The sequence below is a fragment of the Flavobacterium sp. DG1-102-2 genome (assembly GCF_033042555.1).
GTDB lineage: Bacteria > Bacteroidota > Bacteroidia > Flavobacteriales > Flavobacteriaceae > Flavobacterium.
This window is the reverse complement of record NZ_JAWLIK010000011.1, coordinates 16,522-32,951: the sequence shown is the minus strand read 5'-3', so window position 1 is coordinate 32,951 and position 16,430 is coordinate 16,522. Positions and strand designations below refer to the sequence as shown.

At 39.2% G+C, this 16,430-nt stretch carries 16 protein-coding genes; 6 read left to right on the top strand and 10 right to left on the bottom strand.

Features of this window, described 5'->3' with window-relative positions:
• Positions 1-59 precede the first annotated feature (59 nt).
• Entirely contained in the window at positions 60-1,316 is a 1,257-nt protein-coding gene (locus tag R1T16_RS14875; RefSeq protein WP_317501914.1) for a DEAD/DEAH box helicase, read from the bottom strand.
• A gap of 146 nt (positions 1,317-1,462) precedes the next feature.
• Between R1T16_RS14875 and R1T16_RS14870 the strand changes: the two genes are divergently transcribed.
• A complete protein-coding gene (locus R1T16_RS14870; protein ID WP_317501913.1) occupies positions 1,463-2,347 on the top strand; it encodes a cation diffusion facilitator family transporter in 885 nt (294 codons plus the stop codon).
• A 1-nt stretch (position 2,348) separates the two neighbouring features.
• Here R1T16_RS14870 and R1T16_RS14865 read toward each other — a convergent pair whose 3' ends face one another.
• Both R1T16_RS14865 and R1T16_RS14860 read right to left on the bottom strand, forming a co-directional pair.
• Positions 2,349-3,512 (bottom strand): WG repeat-containing protein, encoded by a 1,164-nt coding sequence (locus R1T16_RS14865; protein ID WP_317501912.1) that lies wholly within the window; start codon positions 3,510-3,512, stop codon positions 2,349-2,351.
• Positions 3,513-3,525: 13 nt separating this feature from the next.
• Positions 3,526-4,566 (bottom strand): formimidoylglutamase, encoded by a 1,041-nt coding sequence (locus tag R1T16_RS14860; protein WP_317501911.1) that lies wholly within the window; start codon positions 4,564-4,566, stop codon positions 3,526-3,528.
• A gap of 192 nt (positions 4,567-4,758) precedes the next feature.
• On the opposite strand from R1T16_RS14860, the gene R1T16_RS14855 reads away from it, so the two are divergent.
• The gene (locus R1T16_RS14855) at positions 4,759-5,544 is read left to right on the top strand and encodes a hypothetical protein (protein WP_317501910.1); all 786 of its coding nucleotides are present in this window, start codon (positions 4,759-4,761) and stop codon (positions 5,542-5,544) included.
• A 68-nt stretch (positions 5,545-5,612) separates the two neighbouring features.
• Here R1T16_RS14855 and hutI read toward each other — a convergent pair whose 3' ends face one another.
• Positions 5,613-6,848: an imidazolonepropionase gene (hutI, locus tag R1T16_RS14850; RefSeq protein WP_317501909.1), complete on the bottom strand. Its 1,236-nt coding sequence runs from the start codon at positions 6,846-6,848 to the stop codon at positions 5,613-5,615.
• A gap of 72 nt (positions 6,849-6,920) precedes the next feature.
• On the opposite strand from hutI, the gene corA reads away from it, so the two are divergent.
• Entirely contained in the window at positions 6,921-8,003 is a 1,083-nt protein-coding gene (corA, locus tag R1T16_RS14845) for a magnesium/cobalt transporter CorA (protein WP_317501908.1), read from the top strand.
• A 4-nt stretch (positions 8,004-8,007) separates the two neighbouring features.
• Positions 8,008-8,706, top strand: a complete 699-nt coding sequence (locus R1T16_RS14840; protein WP_317501907.1) for a DUF1003 domain-containing protein — start codon at positions 8,008-8,010, stop codon at positions 8,704-8,706.
• On the opposite strand, the gene R1T16_RS14835 is transcribed toward R1T16_RS14840, so the two are convergent.
• A complete protein-coding gene (locus R1T16_RS14835) occupies positions 8,703-9,200 on the bottom strand; it encodes an N-acetyltransferase family protein (protein ID WP_317501906.1) in 498 nt (165 codons plus the stop codon). The two genes, R1T16_RS14840 and R1T16_RS14835, sit on opposite strands and share 4 nt — an antisense overlap.
• A 173-nt stretch (positions 9,201-9,373) precedes the next feature.
• Positions 9,374-10,771 (bottom strand): class II fumarate hydratase, encoded by a 1,398-nt coding sequence (fumC, locus tag R1T16_RS14830; protein ID WP_317501905.1) that lies wholly within the window; start codon positions 10,769-10,771, stop codon positions 9,374-9,376.
• A 216-nt stretch (positions 10,772-10,987) separates the two neighbouring features.
• On the opposite strand from fumC, the gene R1T16_RS14825 reads away from it, so the two are divergent.
• Positions 10,988-11,149, top strand: coding sequence for a hypothetical protein (locus tag R1T16_RS14825; RefSeq protein WP_317501904.1), 162 nt, complete (start codon positions 10,988-10,990; stop codon positions 11,147-11,149).
• 68 nt (positions 11,150-11,217) lie between these two features.
• Here R1T16_RS14825 and R1T16_RS14820 read toward each other — a convergent pair whose 3' ends face one another.
• The 4 genes from R1T16_RS14820 to R1T16_RS14805 form a co-directional block, all read right to left on the bottom strand.
• Entirely contained in the window at positions 11,218-13,488 is a 2,271-nt protein-coding gene (locus tag R1T16_RS14820; RefSeq protein WP_317501903.1) for an ATP-binding protein, read from the bottom strand.
• A gap of 26 nt (positions 13,489-13,514) precedes the next feature.
• Entirely contained in the window at positions 13,515-14,117 is a 603-nt protein-coding gene (locus R1T16_RS14815; protein WP_317501902.1) for a biliverdin-producing heme oxygenase, read from the bottom strand.
• Positions 14,118-14,494: 377 nt separating this feature from the next.
• Positions 14,495-14,941 (bottom strand): response regulator, encoded by a 447-nt coding sequence (locus R1T16_RS14810; protein WP_317501901.1) that lies wholly within the window; start codon positions 14,939-14,941, stop codon positions 14,495-14,497.
• Positions 14,942-14,976: 35 nt separating this feature from the next.
• Entirely contained in the window at positions 14,977-15,525 is a 549-nt protein-coding gene (locus R1T16_RS14805; protein WP_317501900.1) for an AraC family transcriptional regulator, read from the bottom strand.
• Positions 15,526-15,731: 206 nt separating this feature from the next.
• Between R1T16_RS14805 and R1T16_RS14800 the strand changes: the two genes are divergently transcribed.
• Complete coding sequence (locus R1T16_RS14800; protein ID WP_317501899.1) at positions 15,732-16,409, top strand: hypothetical protein; 678 nt, start codon at positions 15,732-15,734, stop codon at positions 16,407-16,409.
• Positions 16,410-16,430 lie beyond the last annotated feature (21 nt).

Below are 16,430 nucleotides of genomic sequence, written 5' to 3'. Positions count from 1 at the left end.
CATGAAGAATCCTGAATAAAAAAAGTCGGAAGATTTCTCTCCCGACTAATGATTTAGCGCTAGTACCAACGCTTTTTATTTTTTTTAGAGGCTTCAGATTTTCTTGAATTGTTAGCCTGCTTGTTCTTGTTCCTCAGATCAGGTTTTTTCTGTTCGTCAGGTTTTGCTTCAGATGCATCCGGGTAAGGATAAGGATGCCCGTCTATCACTTTTAGCTGAAGGCGTATTAGCTTTTCTATATCTTTAAGATAAGGAAGTTCGTCTTTACTGCAAAATGAGATAGATAAACCTTCTTTTCCTGCACGCCCTGTACGGCCTATGCGGTGTACATACGTCTCAGGGATGTTAGGAAGGTCAAAGTTAACCACATACGGCAGACTTTCTATATCAATACCACGGGCTGCGATATCGGTAGCAACAAGTACGCCTATTTCTTTATTCTTGAACTGTTCCAAAACACGTTGTCTTGCACCCTGCGATTTATCACCGTGGATGGCGCCGGCTTCAACGCCGTTTTTCTTAAGCGCTTTTACAACATTGTCTGCACCGTGTTTAGTACGGGTAAAGACAAGTACATTGTTTAAGTTCTCGTTGCGGATAAGGTGATACAGCAGTTTACGCTTATCGCCTTTATCTACATAGTATAACTGTTGCTTAACCCTCTCGGCAGTTGATGAGATAGGGGCAACCGAAACATACTTTGCCTTGGTCAGGAAGGTATCAGCCAATTCGCGGATGGCGATCGGCATAGTGGCAGAGAATAAAAGCGTCTGCCTGTTATCAGGTGTAAGCTTGATGATTTTCTTTACATCGTTAATGAAACCCATGTCAAGCATCTGGTCAGCCTCGTCAAGAACAAGCGTATGCAGGTGATCCAGGTTAATGAATCCCTGTTTGTGCAGGTCAAGCAGCCTTCCCGGCGTCGCGATAAGTATATCTACACCTTTTTTAAGCTGGTCTGTTTGCGATACCTGGTTTACTCCACCAAAAATTGTAAGCTGGCGAATGTTAGTGTATTTTCCATACGTCTCAAAGCTTTCGCCTATCTGCAGGGCAAGTTCTCGTGTTGGTGTTATCACCAGCGTGCGAATGTACTTTACCTTTTTAGCCGAACCTACGATGTGGTGCAGCGCGTTAAGTATAGGGATAGCAAAGGCAGCGGTTTTACCTGTACCTGTTTGTGCACAGCCCACAAGGTCAGTCCCCTCAAGAATGATGGGTATGGCCTGTTCCTGGATAGGAGTAGGGTTTTCGTACCCTTCATCGGCAAGGGCCTGTTGTATATTTTTTAGTAAATTAAGATCCTGAAATGTCATAAATAATATATAGTAAGCGTTCACTGTTAAACGCTTTCGGCTACAAAGATAGTCTAAAAAAATTAAGTGTTTGTTTTGGGCGTCGGGCTTTTAAAATACGTATTTTTACAGCCTCAAAAAATCATCTATCTTTATCACGATCACCTATGGCAGCTTCACAAAATAAAGGCTTAAAATCTACATTTGTCGGGATTGTGGTAAGTGCCATACTTGCGGTGCTCAAAGCCGCCGGGGGTATCTTTGGGAACTCCTATGCGCTTATCGCCGATGCCATAGAATCTACTGCTGATATATTTACGTCAAGTATGCTGTGGCTCGGACTAAAATGGGCATCCAGGCCTGCCGATGAAGACCACCCGTACGGGCATGGAAAGGCGGAAGCCTTAATTGCTATTGGAATCGGGGCGGCTCTTACTATTGCTGCCGTTGTTATAGGCAAAGAAAGTATCCACAATATTATAACGCCCCATAAAAGCCCTGCTGCCTATACACTGATTATCTTACTTGTGGTTATAGCGACTAAAGAGATCTTGTACCGCTATGTGAAAAAAACAGGTGTTGAGCTAAATAGCCAAGCCATCAAGGCCGATGCCTTTCACCACAGGAGCGATGCCATTACATCAGCTGCCGCATTTATAGGGATAAGCATTTCGTTACTGGGAGGTAAGGGCTATGAAGCAGCTGATGACTATGCGGCCTTGTTTGCAGGTGTAATCATACTGATTAATGTATATCATATCGTAAGGCCTGCAATTGGCGAACTGCTGGACGAAGACCTTGATCCGTCACTTAATGAAAGGGTGCGCGAACTTGCCGCCGAAGTGACAGGGGTTACCAATGTAGAAAAATGCCATACCCGTAAAATGGGCGTACATAATCATGCCGACCTGCATATATGGGTTGATGGAAACCTGTCAGTGACTGACGGGCATACGATATCGCATGCTGTTAAAGACCATATACAGGAGACATTACCCCAGTTTATCGAGGTAATGATACATATTGAGCCTGACGGGCATTATCAGGTGTAACCTAATCGTTATAAGGATCCATTAGGCCAGTGCTTGTATAATGTCTTTTATTAAAGAATTGAGCCGGATTAATGCTTCCAACAATAGTGTTACTATAGACAAATGTTTCTTTTTTTCCTTCACTGTAAGCTAATACAGCACGTATTTTTGTTTTTACGCATCCTTCATATTCAGGTATTGTAAAATCCCAATATTCTCCCGTTTCTAAGTATAAATTATGGTAGCTATTCCCACACCAGCTTGAAGGGGCATATTCTATATATTGCCATTTACCATTACTATCCATTGCCTGCAGGAGAATATTAAGCCTGCTGTCACTTGCATTAAGTGTTATTTTTTTATCGCTTGTGTTTGCTAAATAAAGTTTGCAGCCTTTAAAATTTCCTTCAAAGGTTGCTTTATCACTCTGATCTATAAAAAGAGATAATTGTTTTTTCGGAAATTTCTTTGACCCTATTTTTTTCGGATAATTGTCAGATATTCCCCAGCCATTACGCTCTTCAGTATTTGAATAGGCGTAGCAATATCCCCGGTTCATAAAGTCAATGTTTAAAGGTATAATACTGTTTTTATCTGGTTTTGTTTCCTGCCAGATAATATCACCTTTTTGATTAATGTAAGTTAGTTTTTTCCTAATTACAATTTTAAGTAAGTCATTAGTAAAGCCATTTCTGTCAAAATCATTAATTGTATCAAATTTAGCAGGAATGAGATACTTACCTAAACTGTCTACAATACCCCACTTTCCATCTTTATATTCTGTAGATGCCCCATAAAAAGCAGACTGCACCAAATTTTCAGAATGATTTGACAAATCTTTATTAGGATCATTGTTAATCAAATCTCCTTTTAGGTTAATTAACTTTTTTTTTCGTTCCTTAAATACTACAGCATAGCCATTCTGAAAACTTGTAGCATATTCGTATTGGGGTTCAATGATGTACTTTCCTTTACTATCAATAAAACCATATAAACCATCTTTTCTAACAGATGCTAAACCCTCAGAAAAATCATTTCCTCCGGCAAATTCGGCTTCAATAACAGTTTTTCCGCAACTATCAATATAACCAACCTTATTATTTTTAATAATACGAAATCTTGCTTCCTCTTGTGAAAAAAGCATTAGTGTTGATAGTAATATTGTTATGGTAAGTATTGACTTCATACGTATGCTTTTATCAATGATGATGTTCTGTTTTGGCTTTCATAAAATCGCTTAATAAATAAGCTATAAGCTTACCGGTAACGTGATTTGTTTTTTCATTATCAAGTTCGGGAGCACCTTCGCACAAATGCAGGTAGGCTGCGTGTTTATGCTGGCCAAAATAGTGGATAAACTGCCTCGCTTTTTCAATGCTGAAACCACTTGGCGTGATGGCGCTGCTCGCAACATTTGGCAATGCATCAAGGTCAATCTCGATACCAAAAGGGTCATCGCTTATAAATGATAACGCAAATACCTTCTCTTCAGAAAAACTCTTTTCTTTCCTTACCGATATTTGTTCGTACGTGTTGAATTTAATGGTATCGCTGTGTTTCTTTATGTTTTCCATCACACCTTTTGAGGTATAGTTTTCATGGAGTCCGAAAATGAAATATTTTTTAAGGAAACCTTCTTCAAAAGCATACGAAAAACCATTACCGCTATGGCGTCCTTCGAGCTGCCTGAAGTCGGTATGTGCATCAAAATTAATGACATTTACCGGTTTAGCTTTTGCCAATGCAGTTCCTTTTATATTGCCGTAAGCATTGTTATGACCGCCGCCAATAATTATCGGGAATTTACCGGCCTGTATGATAAGGCATACGATATGGGCAACATCTTTATCTATTTTTTCAACCAGTTCAGACAGGGCTTTACGTCCTTCTATCGTTTTTGCATCAATGGTATCAGCCTGCTTCATGGCTTCGGTCACATCAATTTTTCCAAGGATAAGCAGGTTGCTGCCCTTGTTAAATTTGTTATGCTGAAGGTTAACGATGCTCTTGATGGCCGACTCCCATGCAGAAGCCGTACCAGGGCGGCCAAAATTGGCGCGAACCCCTATGTCTTCGGGAATTCCTAAAAGAACAAATTTTGCTTCGCAGGTTTTAAGGTAATCTGTAATACTAACATCCTTGGGAACAGTTAGTATCCTTTCGCCAAATTTTATCTCTCCGCTTCGTTGTGCAGTATACTTTGTTAAATCGTTTACTGTAAACTTAATAATGTTTTCCATGATGTTTTTGTTGTGGTCAAAAATACTATTTTCCGCTAATTTTTCGTTAAAATCATATCGGCAAATTAAAATTAATATAAATTTGAAAAAAATATTTTAACAATGGAAAACCAAAAAAGTAACTCTAGCTTAAAAGCTATCATAGTAATATTATCGATATTACTAGTGGGAAGTTTAGCGTACATGTACAAAATGAGTACAGACAGCGAAACAACGGAGAAGACATTAATGTCTGAAAGAGACAAGCTTATTCATGAGCTTGAAGAAACTAAAGCAAGCTATGATGCTGCTATCGCCGACAACTCTGCCATTAAGGGTGACCTTGAAGCTGAGCGTGCAAAGATTGAGGAACTTCTTGCTGAAGTAAAAAAATCTAAAGGTGATGTTGCTGCTTTATCGCGCTACAAAAATGATTACCGTAAACTTAAGCGTGAGCACGATGCTTTATTAGCTGAAAACGTAAGGCTTAAGGAAGAGAACGGTACACTTACAACACAGAGGGACAGTACCATGACTGCGCTTGGAGAAACGAAGAGGTATAATGATACCCTTGTAAACCAAAATGCAAACCTTTCTAAAACTGTAGAAAAAGCAGCTAAACTTCAGATCCTGAACCTGCACATACAGCCTTATAAAGAGAAAAGTTCTGGTAAACTTGTTCAGACAGAAAAAGCAAAACGTGTAGATGTAGTAAGGGTTACCTTTAACATTGCTGCTAATGAAGTGGCTAAAGCAGGTAACAAAATGTATTACGTACAGGTTATTGACCCAAATAACAATGTAATTGGCGATAAGGCTACCGAAGCTTTTGGCGATCAGTCGTTAACATACAGCTTTATAACTAACGCTATTTACGAAAACAAAACAATGGAAGTAAACGAGACCATTTCAGGTCAGGATTTTGCTAAAGGTCTTTATCATGTAAATGTTTTCGATAAAGGCCAGATGGCTGCATCAACAACATTTAATCTGAAATAAGACGATTAAATAAGGAAAAAATATAAGGTAAGAAAAAGGCTGTCTCCACAAAGACAGCCTTTTTTGATTTATATCGTTTTGCCTTCTATAATAACACTTTCTATAAGATTAGTGCCAAAAGCATAAGGTAGCTGATAATAAGAGGCTACCGGTTTTGTAATGATAAGATTTGCTCGTTTACCCTTGGTTATACTTCCATGGGTTTCACTCAATCCCATTGCGTAAGCACCGTTTATAGTGGCAGCGTTTATAGCTTCTTCCGGTGTCATTTTCATTTTAATACAGGCTGTAGCTACTACAAGGTTCATGTTACCTGATGGGGTAGTACCGGGATTAAAATCGGTGGCAAGGGCTAACGGTAGTCCTGCATCCATCATTTTGCGGGCAGGTGTGTAGGGAATGCTTATGAAAAATGAACAGGTAGGCAGTGCAACCGGCATGGTGTCACTTTTTTTCAGCGCTTCAATATCTTCATCGGTAACGATCTCAAGATGATCTACGCTGATGGCGTTGTGCTTTACGCAGGCTTCAATACCGCTAATGGCAGTAAACTGGTTTACGTGTATTTTAGCCGGCATATCATATTTTCTCCCGGCTTCCATAATGCGCTCGGTCTCTTCAACAGAAAAATAGCCTGTTTCCAAAAAGGCATCTATATAATCAGCAAGCTGTTCTTCGGCAATCTTTGGCAGCATTTCCTTAACAATAACATCAATGTAGCCGCTGTGGTTTTCTTTATATTCTGATGGAAAAGCGTGCGCTCCCAGAAATGTAGCTTTTATGGCAGTAGGGTATTCTTCTTTCAGGCGTTTGATAACGCGAAGCATCTTAAGTTCGCCTTCTACAGTTAGGCCATAGCCCGATTTTATCTCCACGGCACCGGTTCCCTGCTGCATAACTTCTTCAAGGCGATTTTTTGATTGTTCGTAGATATCATCCTCGCTGGTTTCATTAAGTTTTCTAGCTGAATTCAGTATGCCGCCGCCACGGTTAAAGATCTCTTCGTAGGTAAGCCCGTTTATTCTGTCTACAAACTCCTGTACCCGATTGCCTGCATATACTATGTGCGTATGGCTGTCGCACCATGCAGGTAAAACCGCTTTTCCCGCAGCATCTATAATTGTTAAGCCATCAGTGTCAGGGCAGGTATCCATAGTGCCAAAATCGGCTATAAGGTTGTCTTCAATAAGCAGCCAGGCATGATTAAGCAGCGGCAGATGCGCCATTTCCTTTCCGGATACCTTATTTATTCCTGCTTCGCGTACCTGAAGCAGTTCCTTTATATTTATGATGAGCGTTTGCATGAATTAAACTTTTTGTAAAAATAGAATGGATTTTTAAAAAACGCCTATATTTATAGGTAGAAAAATGATAATGTGAAAAGAATTAAATATAGTAAGGTACGCAAGGTACAGCCTTTTAATTTTGAGTATACGGGCGAATATAAAACCGAACCGGTAGCAATGCAACTTTTTGTTTTTGACGAAGAAGGCTACGAGGAGTATAAGAATGTGTCGCTGGACAGGGTAGTTGCTGAGTGCAAAGATGAACTTCAGGTAAATGATGTTAAATGGCTGAATATACATGGTTTGCACGACGTGGAACTTATACAAAAAGTTACGGGCTTATTTCATGTTGAACCTTTTATTACAGGAGACGTACTAAATACCTCAAGGCGTACCCGTATTGAAGAACTTGGTGATGTCTTGTTTTTCAGCATAAAGTCGGTACTGCCGGAAGAAAAAGATGGCAATATAAAAACGGAGCAGATAAGCTTTCTTTTAAAAGATAACGTAATCGTTTCGTTTCAGGAAAAGAAAAGTGATTATTTTGAGCATATCCGTGAACGCATTCGTACCGGCGGCGGCGTAGTGCGCAAAAAGAAGAACGATTACCTGCTGTACCTGCTGCTTGATGCCATCATGGAAAATTTCTTTATAACCATTGAGCGTTTTGAAGACAGGGTAGAGGAACTTCATGACGGGAAGATTAGCGGCAAAGCTGATTTTATAAACGATATAGAAAAAAGCCGTGACGAACTTAATTATATTAAGCGTGCCATCAACCCGCTGCGAGATGCGCTTTATAATCTTAAAAGTTCCAAAGATGAGGATGATGAGTATGAAACTATAGGAAAATCTTCTCACACCTACTTTGCCCGCCTGCATCAAAAATGCCTTGAAATGCTGGATCAGGTGGAGTATGACCTCACTTCGCTTGAGAGTGCTTCAAACTTTCATTTTTCGTCGCAAAGCCAGCGAATGAACCAGATCATGAAAACCCTTACCATTTTTTCGGTTATCTTTATGCCGTTAACGTTTATTGTAGGTGTATACGGGATGAACTTTGATAACATGCCCGAACTCCATACGCAAAACGGCTATTATTGGGTGTTGGGTGTTATGGTTTTTACGGCCATCTGTATGACAATATATTTTAAAAAGAAAGACTGGTTTTAATTGTATGGAAAAGTTTAAGAGCGATATATCAGGTAAAGAATTTCCGGGTAACGAAAAGGTAGCGGCAACAATGGTGCGCCAGCCTATTTATGAGGTTATAAAACAGGATAACCCTGATTTTGACGATAGCTGCCATCTTTCTGTAACTGAACTTAATCAATACCGTGAAAAGTATATTACCGAATTTTTACAGCGTGAACTTGGCGAACTCTCTGAAACGGAAGCTAAGGTTGTCGAATCGCTTAAGAATAAAACCCTGCTCGCAGATGATCCTGAGGATGATGATGCAAAAAGTACTTTTGGCCAGCGCGTTGCCGACAGGGTCGCTTCTTTTGGCGGAAGCTGGACCTTTATCATAATTTTTGTAGCAATATTGGCAGGCTGGATTGCAGGAAATGTATTTTTGCTTTCTAACAAAGGTTTTGATCCGTACCCGTTCATATTGCTTAACCTTATTCTTTCGTGTGTGGCTGCTTTACAGGCTCCGGTTATTATGATGAGCCAGAACCGCCAGGGCGAAAAAGACCGTGAAAAAGCACAGAATGACTATATGATAAACCTTAAGTCGGAGCTGGAAATACGTATGCTGCACGAGAAGATAGACCACTTAGTGATGCACCAGGAGCAATCGCTTATAGAGATCCAAAAGATACAGACCGAGATGATGAACGATATCCTTCAAAAAATCGAGAAGAAAGTTTAATCAAATAGTAGCTGCATAAAAGTTACATCTAGCCAGCGCCCAAATTTAAAGCCTGCCTGCTTAAGAAAGCCGGTTTCGGTAAATCCAAACTGTTTGTGGAATGCTATGCTTGCCGCGTTATCGGCATCAATTACGCCTATCATGCTATGTATTCCTTCTTTTTTTGCAATGGCAATAAGTTCTGCCATCAACAACTTACCGATACCTTTTCCGTGAAATTCTTCCGATACATAAACGGAATGTTCTACTGTAAATCGGTAGCCCGCTTTAGGCTTAAAAATTCCGTAGCCAGCATATCCTGCTACACTGCCATTATATTCAGCTGCAATCAATTTGAAACCATCCTGCTGCCTTTCGTTAAACCAACCCTGGATTTCATCTAATGATTTAGGTACATAATCATATACTGCGGTACTGTGCAGTATGTTATGGTTCATTATTTCCAGTATTCCCGGTAGGTCTTTTGTTTCAGCAGGGCGTATCGTTATTTGCATAATGTATTTTTGTAAAGCAAAGATAATAGTTTATGCATTTTTTGTCCCTTTGACGAAGAAGAAATATCAGGATAATAAATATGGATTTTTCGACTTCGCTGCGCTATGTTAAAAACGACCGAAAATAAAAAAAGCCACCTTTTCAGATGGCCTTTAAAATATATCGAAAAAAATTAATTAATTTTTCCTACCATTTCTTCAGGTTTAACCCATGCGTCAAAATCTTCAGGGGTTACATAGCCAAGGCGAACAGCTTCGTCTTTAAGCGTTGTTCCGTTCTTGTGTGCTGTCTGAGCGATTTCAGCAGCTTTGTAATACCCAATTTTCGTATTAAGTGCAGTAACAAGCATTAGCGAGTTGTTTACAAGCTCGTTAATACGCGTGTGGTTAGGTTCAATTCCCTGTGCGCAATGCTCGTCAAACGATACACATGCATCACCAAGAAGCCTTGCCGACTGAAGGAAGTTAGCCGCCATTAACGGTTTGAATACATTAAGTTCGTAGTGGCCTTGTGTACCTCCGATAGTGATAGCCACATCGTTACCCATAACCTGTGCGCAAACCATAGTAAGTGCCTCACATTGCGTAGGATTTACTTTACCTGGCATAATAGATGAGCCAGGCTCATTCTCGGGGATAAATATCTCACCAATTCCTGAACGCGGACCCGAAGCCAGCATACGGATATCGTTAGCTATCTTGTTAAGTGATACTGCAAGCTGTTTAAGCGCACCGTGTGTTTCTACGATTGCATCGTGGGCAGCAAGTGCCTCAAATTTGTTTTCTGCTGTAACAAATGGGTGTCCTGTAAATTTAGCGATGTACTCTGCTACTTTTACATCATATCCATCCGGTGTGTTAAGACCTGTACCTACAGCAGTACCGCCAAGGGCAACTTCTGAAAGGTGGGCAAGCGTATTTTTAACCGCTTTAAGGCCATAATTAAGCTGTGCAACATATCCTGAAAGTTCCTGCCCAAGCGTTAGGGGAGTAGCATCCATAAGGTGTGTGCGGCCTATTTTTACCACATTCATAAACTCCTGAGATTTTGCTTTAAGCGTATCGCGCAGTTTTTCAACTCCGGGGATAGTAACCTCTACCACAGCTTTGTAAGCAGCAATGTGCATGCCTGTAGGGTATGTGTCGTTAGAAGACTGTGATTTATTTACATCGTCGTTTGCTTTAAGAACAGGTTCGCCTTCACCAATTTTACCTCCGGCAAGCACCTGAGCCCTGTTAGCTACAACTTCGTTTACGTTCATGTTGCTCTGTGTTCCGGAACCCGTTTGCCATATTACAAGCGGAAATTCGCTGTCAAGTTTACCTTCAAGAATTTCTTCACAAACCTGTGCGATAGCATCACGTTTTTCTGCAGAAAGCACACCAAGATCGTGATTAGCGTAAGCAGCAGCCTTTTTAAGGTAAGCAAAACCCTGAACGATCTCTTTTGGCATAGAACCTGATGGGCCTATCTTAAAGTTGTTTCTTGAACGTTCAGTTTGTGCACCCCAGTATTTGTCTGCAGGTACTTTTACTTCACCCATGGTGTCTTTTTCAATCCTGTATTCCATTTTCAGAATGTTTTATTGTTGTATTTGTTTGTTGATAGTAATGATGCCTAAGTGCCTGACCGTGTGTTACGGTAGTTTATAAGCCTGCCAAAAATACGGATTATGCACAGGTTTAAAAAATGATTTCGTAAATAATTTATAATGATTTTAAAGGGCAGTTGTTGGTAAAAATAAATATTCGCCCTATATTTGGGGCTGAATTCAAATACTAAAAAAATGGAATTTACACAATACCTTGGTTTTCTTGCTTTCCTAACCATAATCTCTATAGGTTTTTGGTTAATGATGTTCCTTGTGCCTTTTGTAATGTACTGGGTAACCGGTGGTGCTATCGAACTTTATAAAGAAAGAAAAGCAAACAAGAAAGATAAAGAATAGTAGTATTTCTTCTACATAAAAAAGCCCTGATAATTACTATCAGGGCTTTTTTATGTTTAATGCACTCCCTACTCGTTGTTTACAGGAAAATACATGCTTATAGTTGTGCTTTTCCCAAACTCGCTTACTGCAGTTATGTAGCCTTTATGGTTTTGCATTATTTTTTTGCAAAGCGCCAAGCCTACGCCCGATCCTTTATATTCTGACGAAGCATGGAGTTTTGTAAATATATTGAATATAGATTCTGCAAATTGCGGCTCAAAGCCAATGCCATTATCTGTTACGTGTATCACGTTATAAAATTCATTGTCAACACCGTTATATGTCATAGGGACAGGGCTGGCTGTAATTTTAATCTCAGGGCTTCTGTCGGAGGCGGCATATTTTATAGAATTTGCTATTAGGTTAGATAGCAGCTGCTTTAACAGGAATGGTACACCTTTTACTTTTGGCAGTTCTTCATCATAAATAACAGTCCCTTTTTCGTTAAGGGTTTCTGCCATTTCGTCCCTTAGTTCCTCAATCAGTTTGTTCACGTCTACTGGTTCAAAAGCGCCATCTGTATTTCTTAATTTGGTATACTTTAATATATCGGCAAGAAGCGTCTGCATCCTGCCTGCTGAGTGATTCATTCTATTTATAGAATCCTGTACATTTTCTGAGATGTCTTTCTCCTTACTTAATATTCTGGACGAGATAATTTGTATTTTTCTTAGCGGCTCCTGAAGATCGTGCGTGCTTATCCAGTTTATGTTTTGCAGTTCAGAGTTTGTCTCTTTAAGCAGTTCACTTAGTTTACGGTATTTTTCTTCTTCCTCGCTTATTATTAACAGGTTTATCTGGCGTTGCAGGCTGTTTGCGTAGCTGGCAGCCGTAGTTATTTCAGGCTGAATCCATGGTTTGCTGGTGCAGCTTACAATTTCTTTCCAGAGTTTAAATGAGTTACGCGGATATAGCCCATTTTTATCTTTAACAATCGCCTTATTAGGATCTCCTGCCCAGTTAACCTCTGTTTTTGTTTCCGGCCTGAACCATATAATACAGTTATTGCTTTCGGTGTCAAGAGAATGATATATAAGTCCCGATGTCTGCCCGCACATTTCAAGCCTGTTGGGCAGGTAGTCTAACAGTTTATCGGTATGAAAACTACCGTTGTTGGTATGGGTGGCGAGCCAGTTGGCCAGATCCTGGATTTCGTCTTCTGTAGGCGTAATTCCGTGGCTGTACACCGCACCTCCATATACAATTGCTGCTCCTGCAGCATTGCATAGTTCAAGTAATCCGTCAGTTTTTAAAAGATCTTTAAATGTCCCTGACTCTTTGCCGGTAAGTATAAAAGTATCTAACTTTTTAAGTTCTTCATTGGTTTTACGTGCTACATCATATTCTTCCGTAGCCTGTCTCAAGTCTATTTGAGAAGTAATAAAATGACCTTGCAATTGCGCCGCAAGCCTTATTTCGGGAGTAAGGTTCTTGGGTGAATAATGGTGACAGGCTATAAGCCCCCATAATTTCTTTTTATAAATAAGCGATATGGTAAGTGTTGCGCCAACACCCATATTGTGCAGGTATTGCACATGGATAGGCGATGTGCTTCGCAGTATTGAAAGGCTAAGGTCAAGGTTTTTATCCTGAGTATCGTCTACGGTATACAAGGGTACCGGAGTATAATCAATATCTGTAATAAGCCTAAGCAGGTTTTTCATGTAGAGTTCTCTTGCCTGCGGCGGAATATCGGTATGCGGATAATGAAGGCCTAAAAATGGTTCAAGGTCGTCGCGTACAGCTTCGGCAAATACCTCGCCATTGTAGTCCTTATCAAAGCGGTATACCATTACCCTGTCATAACCGGTAATTTCACGAACACCGTTTGCGACCAGCTGGCATAATTGCTTTAGGGTATGGGTGTCGTGCATATAAAGAAGGAACTGCGACGTTTGATTATAAACGTCACTTACCTTTTTATTGTCTGTGTTTACCGGCTCTGCCTCCAGTATATAAATGTTACTGCTATTGTGAACGGTGCACAGATAATCTTTTCCTTCCAGCGTAAGTTTTAATAACGATGAAGAAAGCATTTGTTCGTTTGCTATATACTCCTGTAAGCAAGTTGTAGCTGTACTTCCAAAAACATCCTGCATGCTTTTCCCTAAAAGAGATGTATGGCTTATGCCTATATACTCAAGGGTGTTTGCACTGCAATAGTCTATAATAAATGAATTCTCTTTTAATCCAATCAGGAAACCATGCGGCTGTATGCTGCCGGGTATGTGTATAGGTTCCTGTTCGCAGTTAGTAAGGTTAACTATGTCACGATTTACAATATCTTTTATCTGCATAAAATTAATTAGGGGTGATTCTCTTTTTATTTAGAGCTGTTCTCTACAAGATGCTTGCTTATGGCATTATAACAATAATCTGCGCCTGCAATAATTTCGTCAGCATTATCATTTGCAGCTTCATATTTTGTGAGCATTTCAATGAAAGTTCTCCAATGGCTGCCTGTTGTGCCGCCATAACCGGAAAAATAAGATGCGCCGCTCTCTACGTCATATCCCAGTGCAGTGTTGATATTTTTGAATATAACCCTTCCGCCCAGGTTAGACCCTTCAAGTACATAAAAGATACCTAATGCAAAAGCAGGAGTCAGATTAGAGATGCCTGCGCTGAGAGGTTTTGAATCTGTATAGGTTTTAGTATGCCCAAGTGCTTTAAAATCGTTATCAAGTAAATGATCTCTAAGCCTGTCGGCACTGTCTGTAATTATATTAGCTGTAAGTGGAAAAATATTATTTTCAGCATCGTTGATAACATCTTTCATTAAATCCAGATACAATATATACTCGTCTTTTGTGATTTCAGGATTTACTATAGATTTTGATATTGGCAGCTCTTCAAGAGCAATGTGAGATTTTGCAGTTACGTTACGAAGGTTTTCTAAGAACGATGGGGTAGAAATTGTTTCCATTATTATTTCAAATTGGTATATAATAAACCACATAGTATGCAGTGTAACAAATATAAGGATTTCAAAAGCCCTTGTATAATGTTTTTAAGACTAATTTAAGAATATACTGAATTTCAGAATGATAAATTCCTGTGTTCGCATAATGTTGCAAATGCATTGTATTAAAGTATAACAGGATGTGTAAAATTATATAACTAAGTCCTTTGTCAATCTGCTATTTTTGTAGTGTTGTCATTGTTATTCAGAAATTAATAATGGCAATGGTATTTCTGAAGCGTTAAACATATTCGTCAAGGATTTTGAATAATGCTTAAACAAAATAAAAAAGGTATCGAGCTGGGGGGCAGATACCTTTTTTTATGCTGTAAACTTTCGTCTTATAGACTTAAAATAAAACTGTCTTTGTTTAAACCGTCAGTAATATACTGCCAGTTGATATGTACAACGTCGCTCAATATCTTTTTAAGCATATTGAAATCGTTAGGCTTTTTGATATATACATTAGCACCAGATACAAAAGTGTCTTCTATATCCTGTTCAGACGAAGAAGTGGAATAAATGGCGACAGATATTCTCTGTAGGCGTTCATTAGCCCTTATTTCCTTAAGGCATTCTATACCTGATTTCCTTGGCATGTTAAGATCCAGGAAAACAATATCCGGTAGTGGGTTTGAGGTATCATAAAGATGTTCCATTAACTGCTCACCATCATTAAAAGTAGAGATGGTGTAGTCAATTTTCACTTCTTCAAAAGCCTCTTTAAAGAACAAACGATCATCTTCGTCGTCATCGGCCAGCATTATGTGCAATTTAGTAGGTCGCATCTATTTTATTTTGTTCTTAAGTTATTGTTATATGTTTAAGCGTATCGTTTCTGCTTCATTATCTTCTGAAACGCTGTGGGTGTTATACCTGTAATGTTTTTAAACTGTTGTGAAAGATAAGCTACGCTGCTGTAGTTCATCATAAATGAGATTTCGGTAAGCGAAAGATTTTCGGTAAGCAATAACTGTTTTACCCTTTCGATCTTATGCAAAATGATAAAATTTTCTATAGAAATAAAAGTTACCTCTGAAAAGACCTGTGACAGCGTTCGGTAGCTTTCTCCAAGTTTTTCAGAAAGAAAAGTAGATATTTTAAGCGACTGAACGCCTTTATCTGCATAGAGCATTTCTATAATTGCATTTTTTATTTTTTGTACTAATATGCTTTTTTGGTTGTCAACAATCTCAATGCCAAATTCACTCAACGACTTAACCAGTTTGTGATAGGTTTCCATAGGGATATTTTCCCTAAACTTAACATAACCCGGTTCTGTAACCCTGCAATCAATATTATATTTATCCAGCTGTTGTTGCAGCAGGACCTTGCACATCATGTCTATGTTGTATTTTATGTAAAGCTCCATGTAGTGTGCTTGCTAAAAAGTGAGTAAAAATAAAGTATTTTTTTTAACATTTGGCAGGGTGTGCAGTAAATTGTAACATATGTGTTTTTAAATGTAATACAAAAATTACAGTATGATGCTATATAAATAGAATATCTAATTGTTTATTAAAGGTTTATGAGTAAAAAAATATTTTCCATAATTTTAATCTCAGAAATCCTTCATTTATGTTATTGTACCAAAATCCGCCCGATGGAGGGATGCTTTATGCAGAGACAAACATGCAGCATCTGTTTCCTGAGCCCCTTAATGCCATTACATCTTTTTTTTTTCTTGCCATTGCTGTTTACTGGACGATAAAACTTCGTACTTGCTACAAGGAACATTCTTTTTTATCGGCGGCCATATTACTTCTGTATATAGGAGGTATTGGCGGTACCATTTACCACGGACTCCGCCAATGGCGATTTTTCATAATGATGGACTGGCTGCCTATAATGCTACTATGTGTCGCCGCAGGAGTCTATTTTTTAGGGCGTGTTACCAGATGGTATTTTGCAGTTTTATTTGTGGTGCTGTATTTATGTTTCCAGCTTTTTGCAAGGCAGCAGATGGCTGAAGATGACAATATGCAACTCTTTATTAATATAAATTATGCTGTACTTGCCGGGATGGTGCTTTTTCCTGTACTGGCATTTCTTATCAGTACGAAATTCTCTAATGGAAGGTGGGTTGGGTTTGCATTGGTTGCCTTCATAATTGCGCTTACATCCAGAGTAGTAGATGCCTGGCATATAACCAGCTTTGGTACACACTTCTTGTGGCATACCTTTGGCGCTGTGGCTGCCTTTTGCATGTTCCAGTATATCTATCTTATAAATAAGAAACCCGCAACATTTAATTGATGCGGGCTTTATCTTTTAACT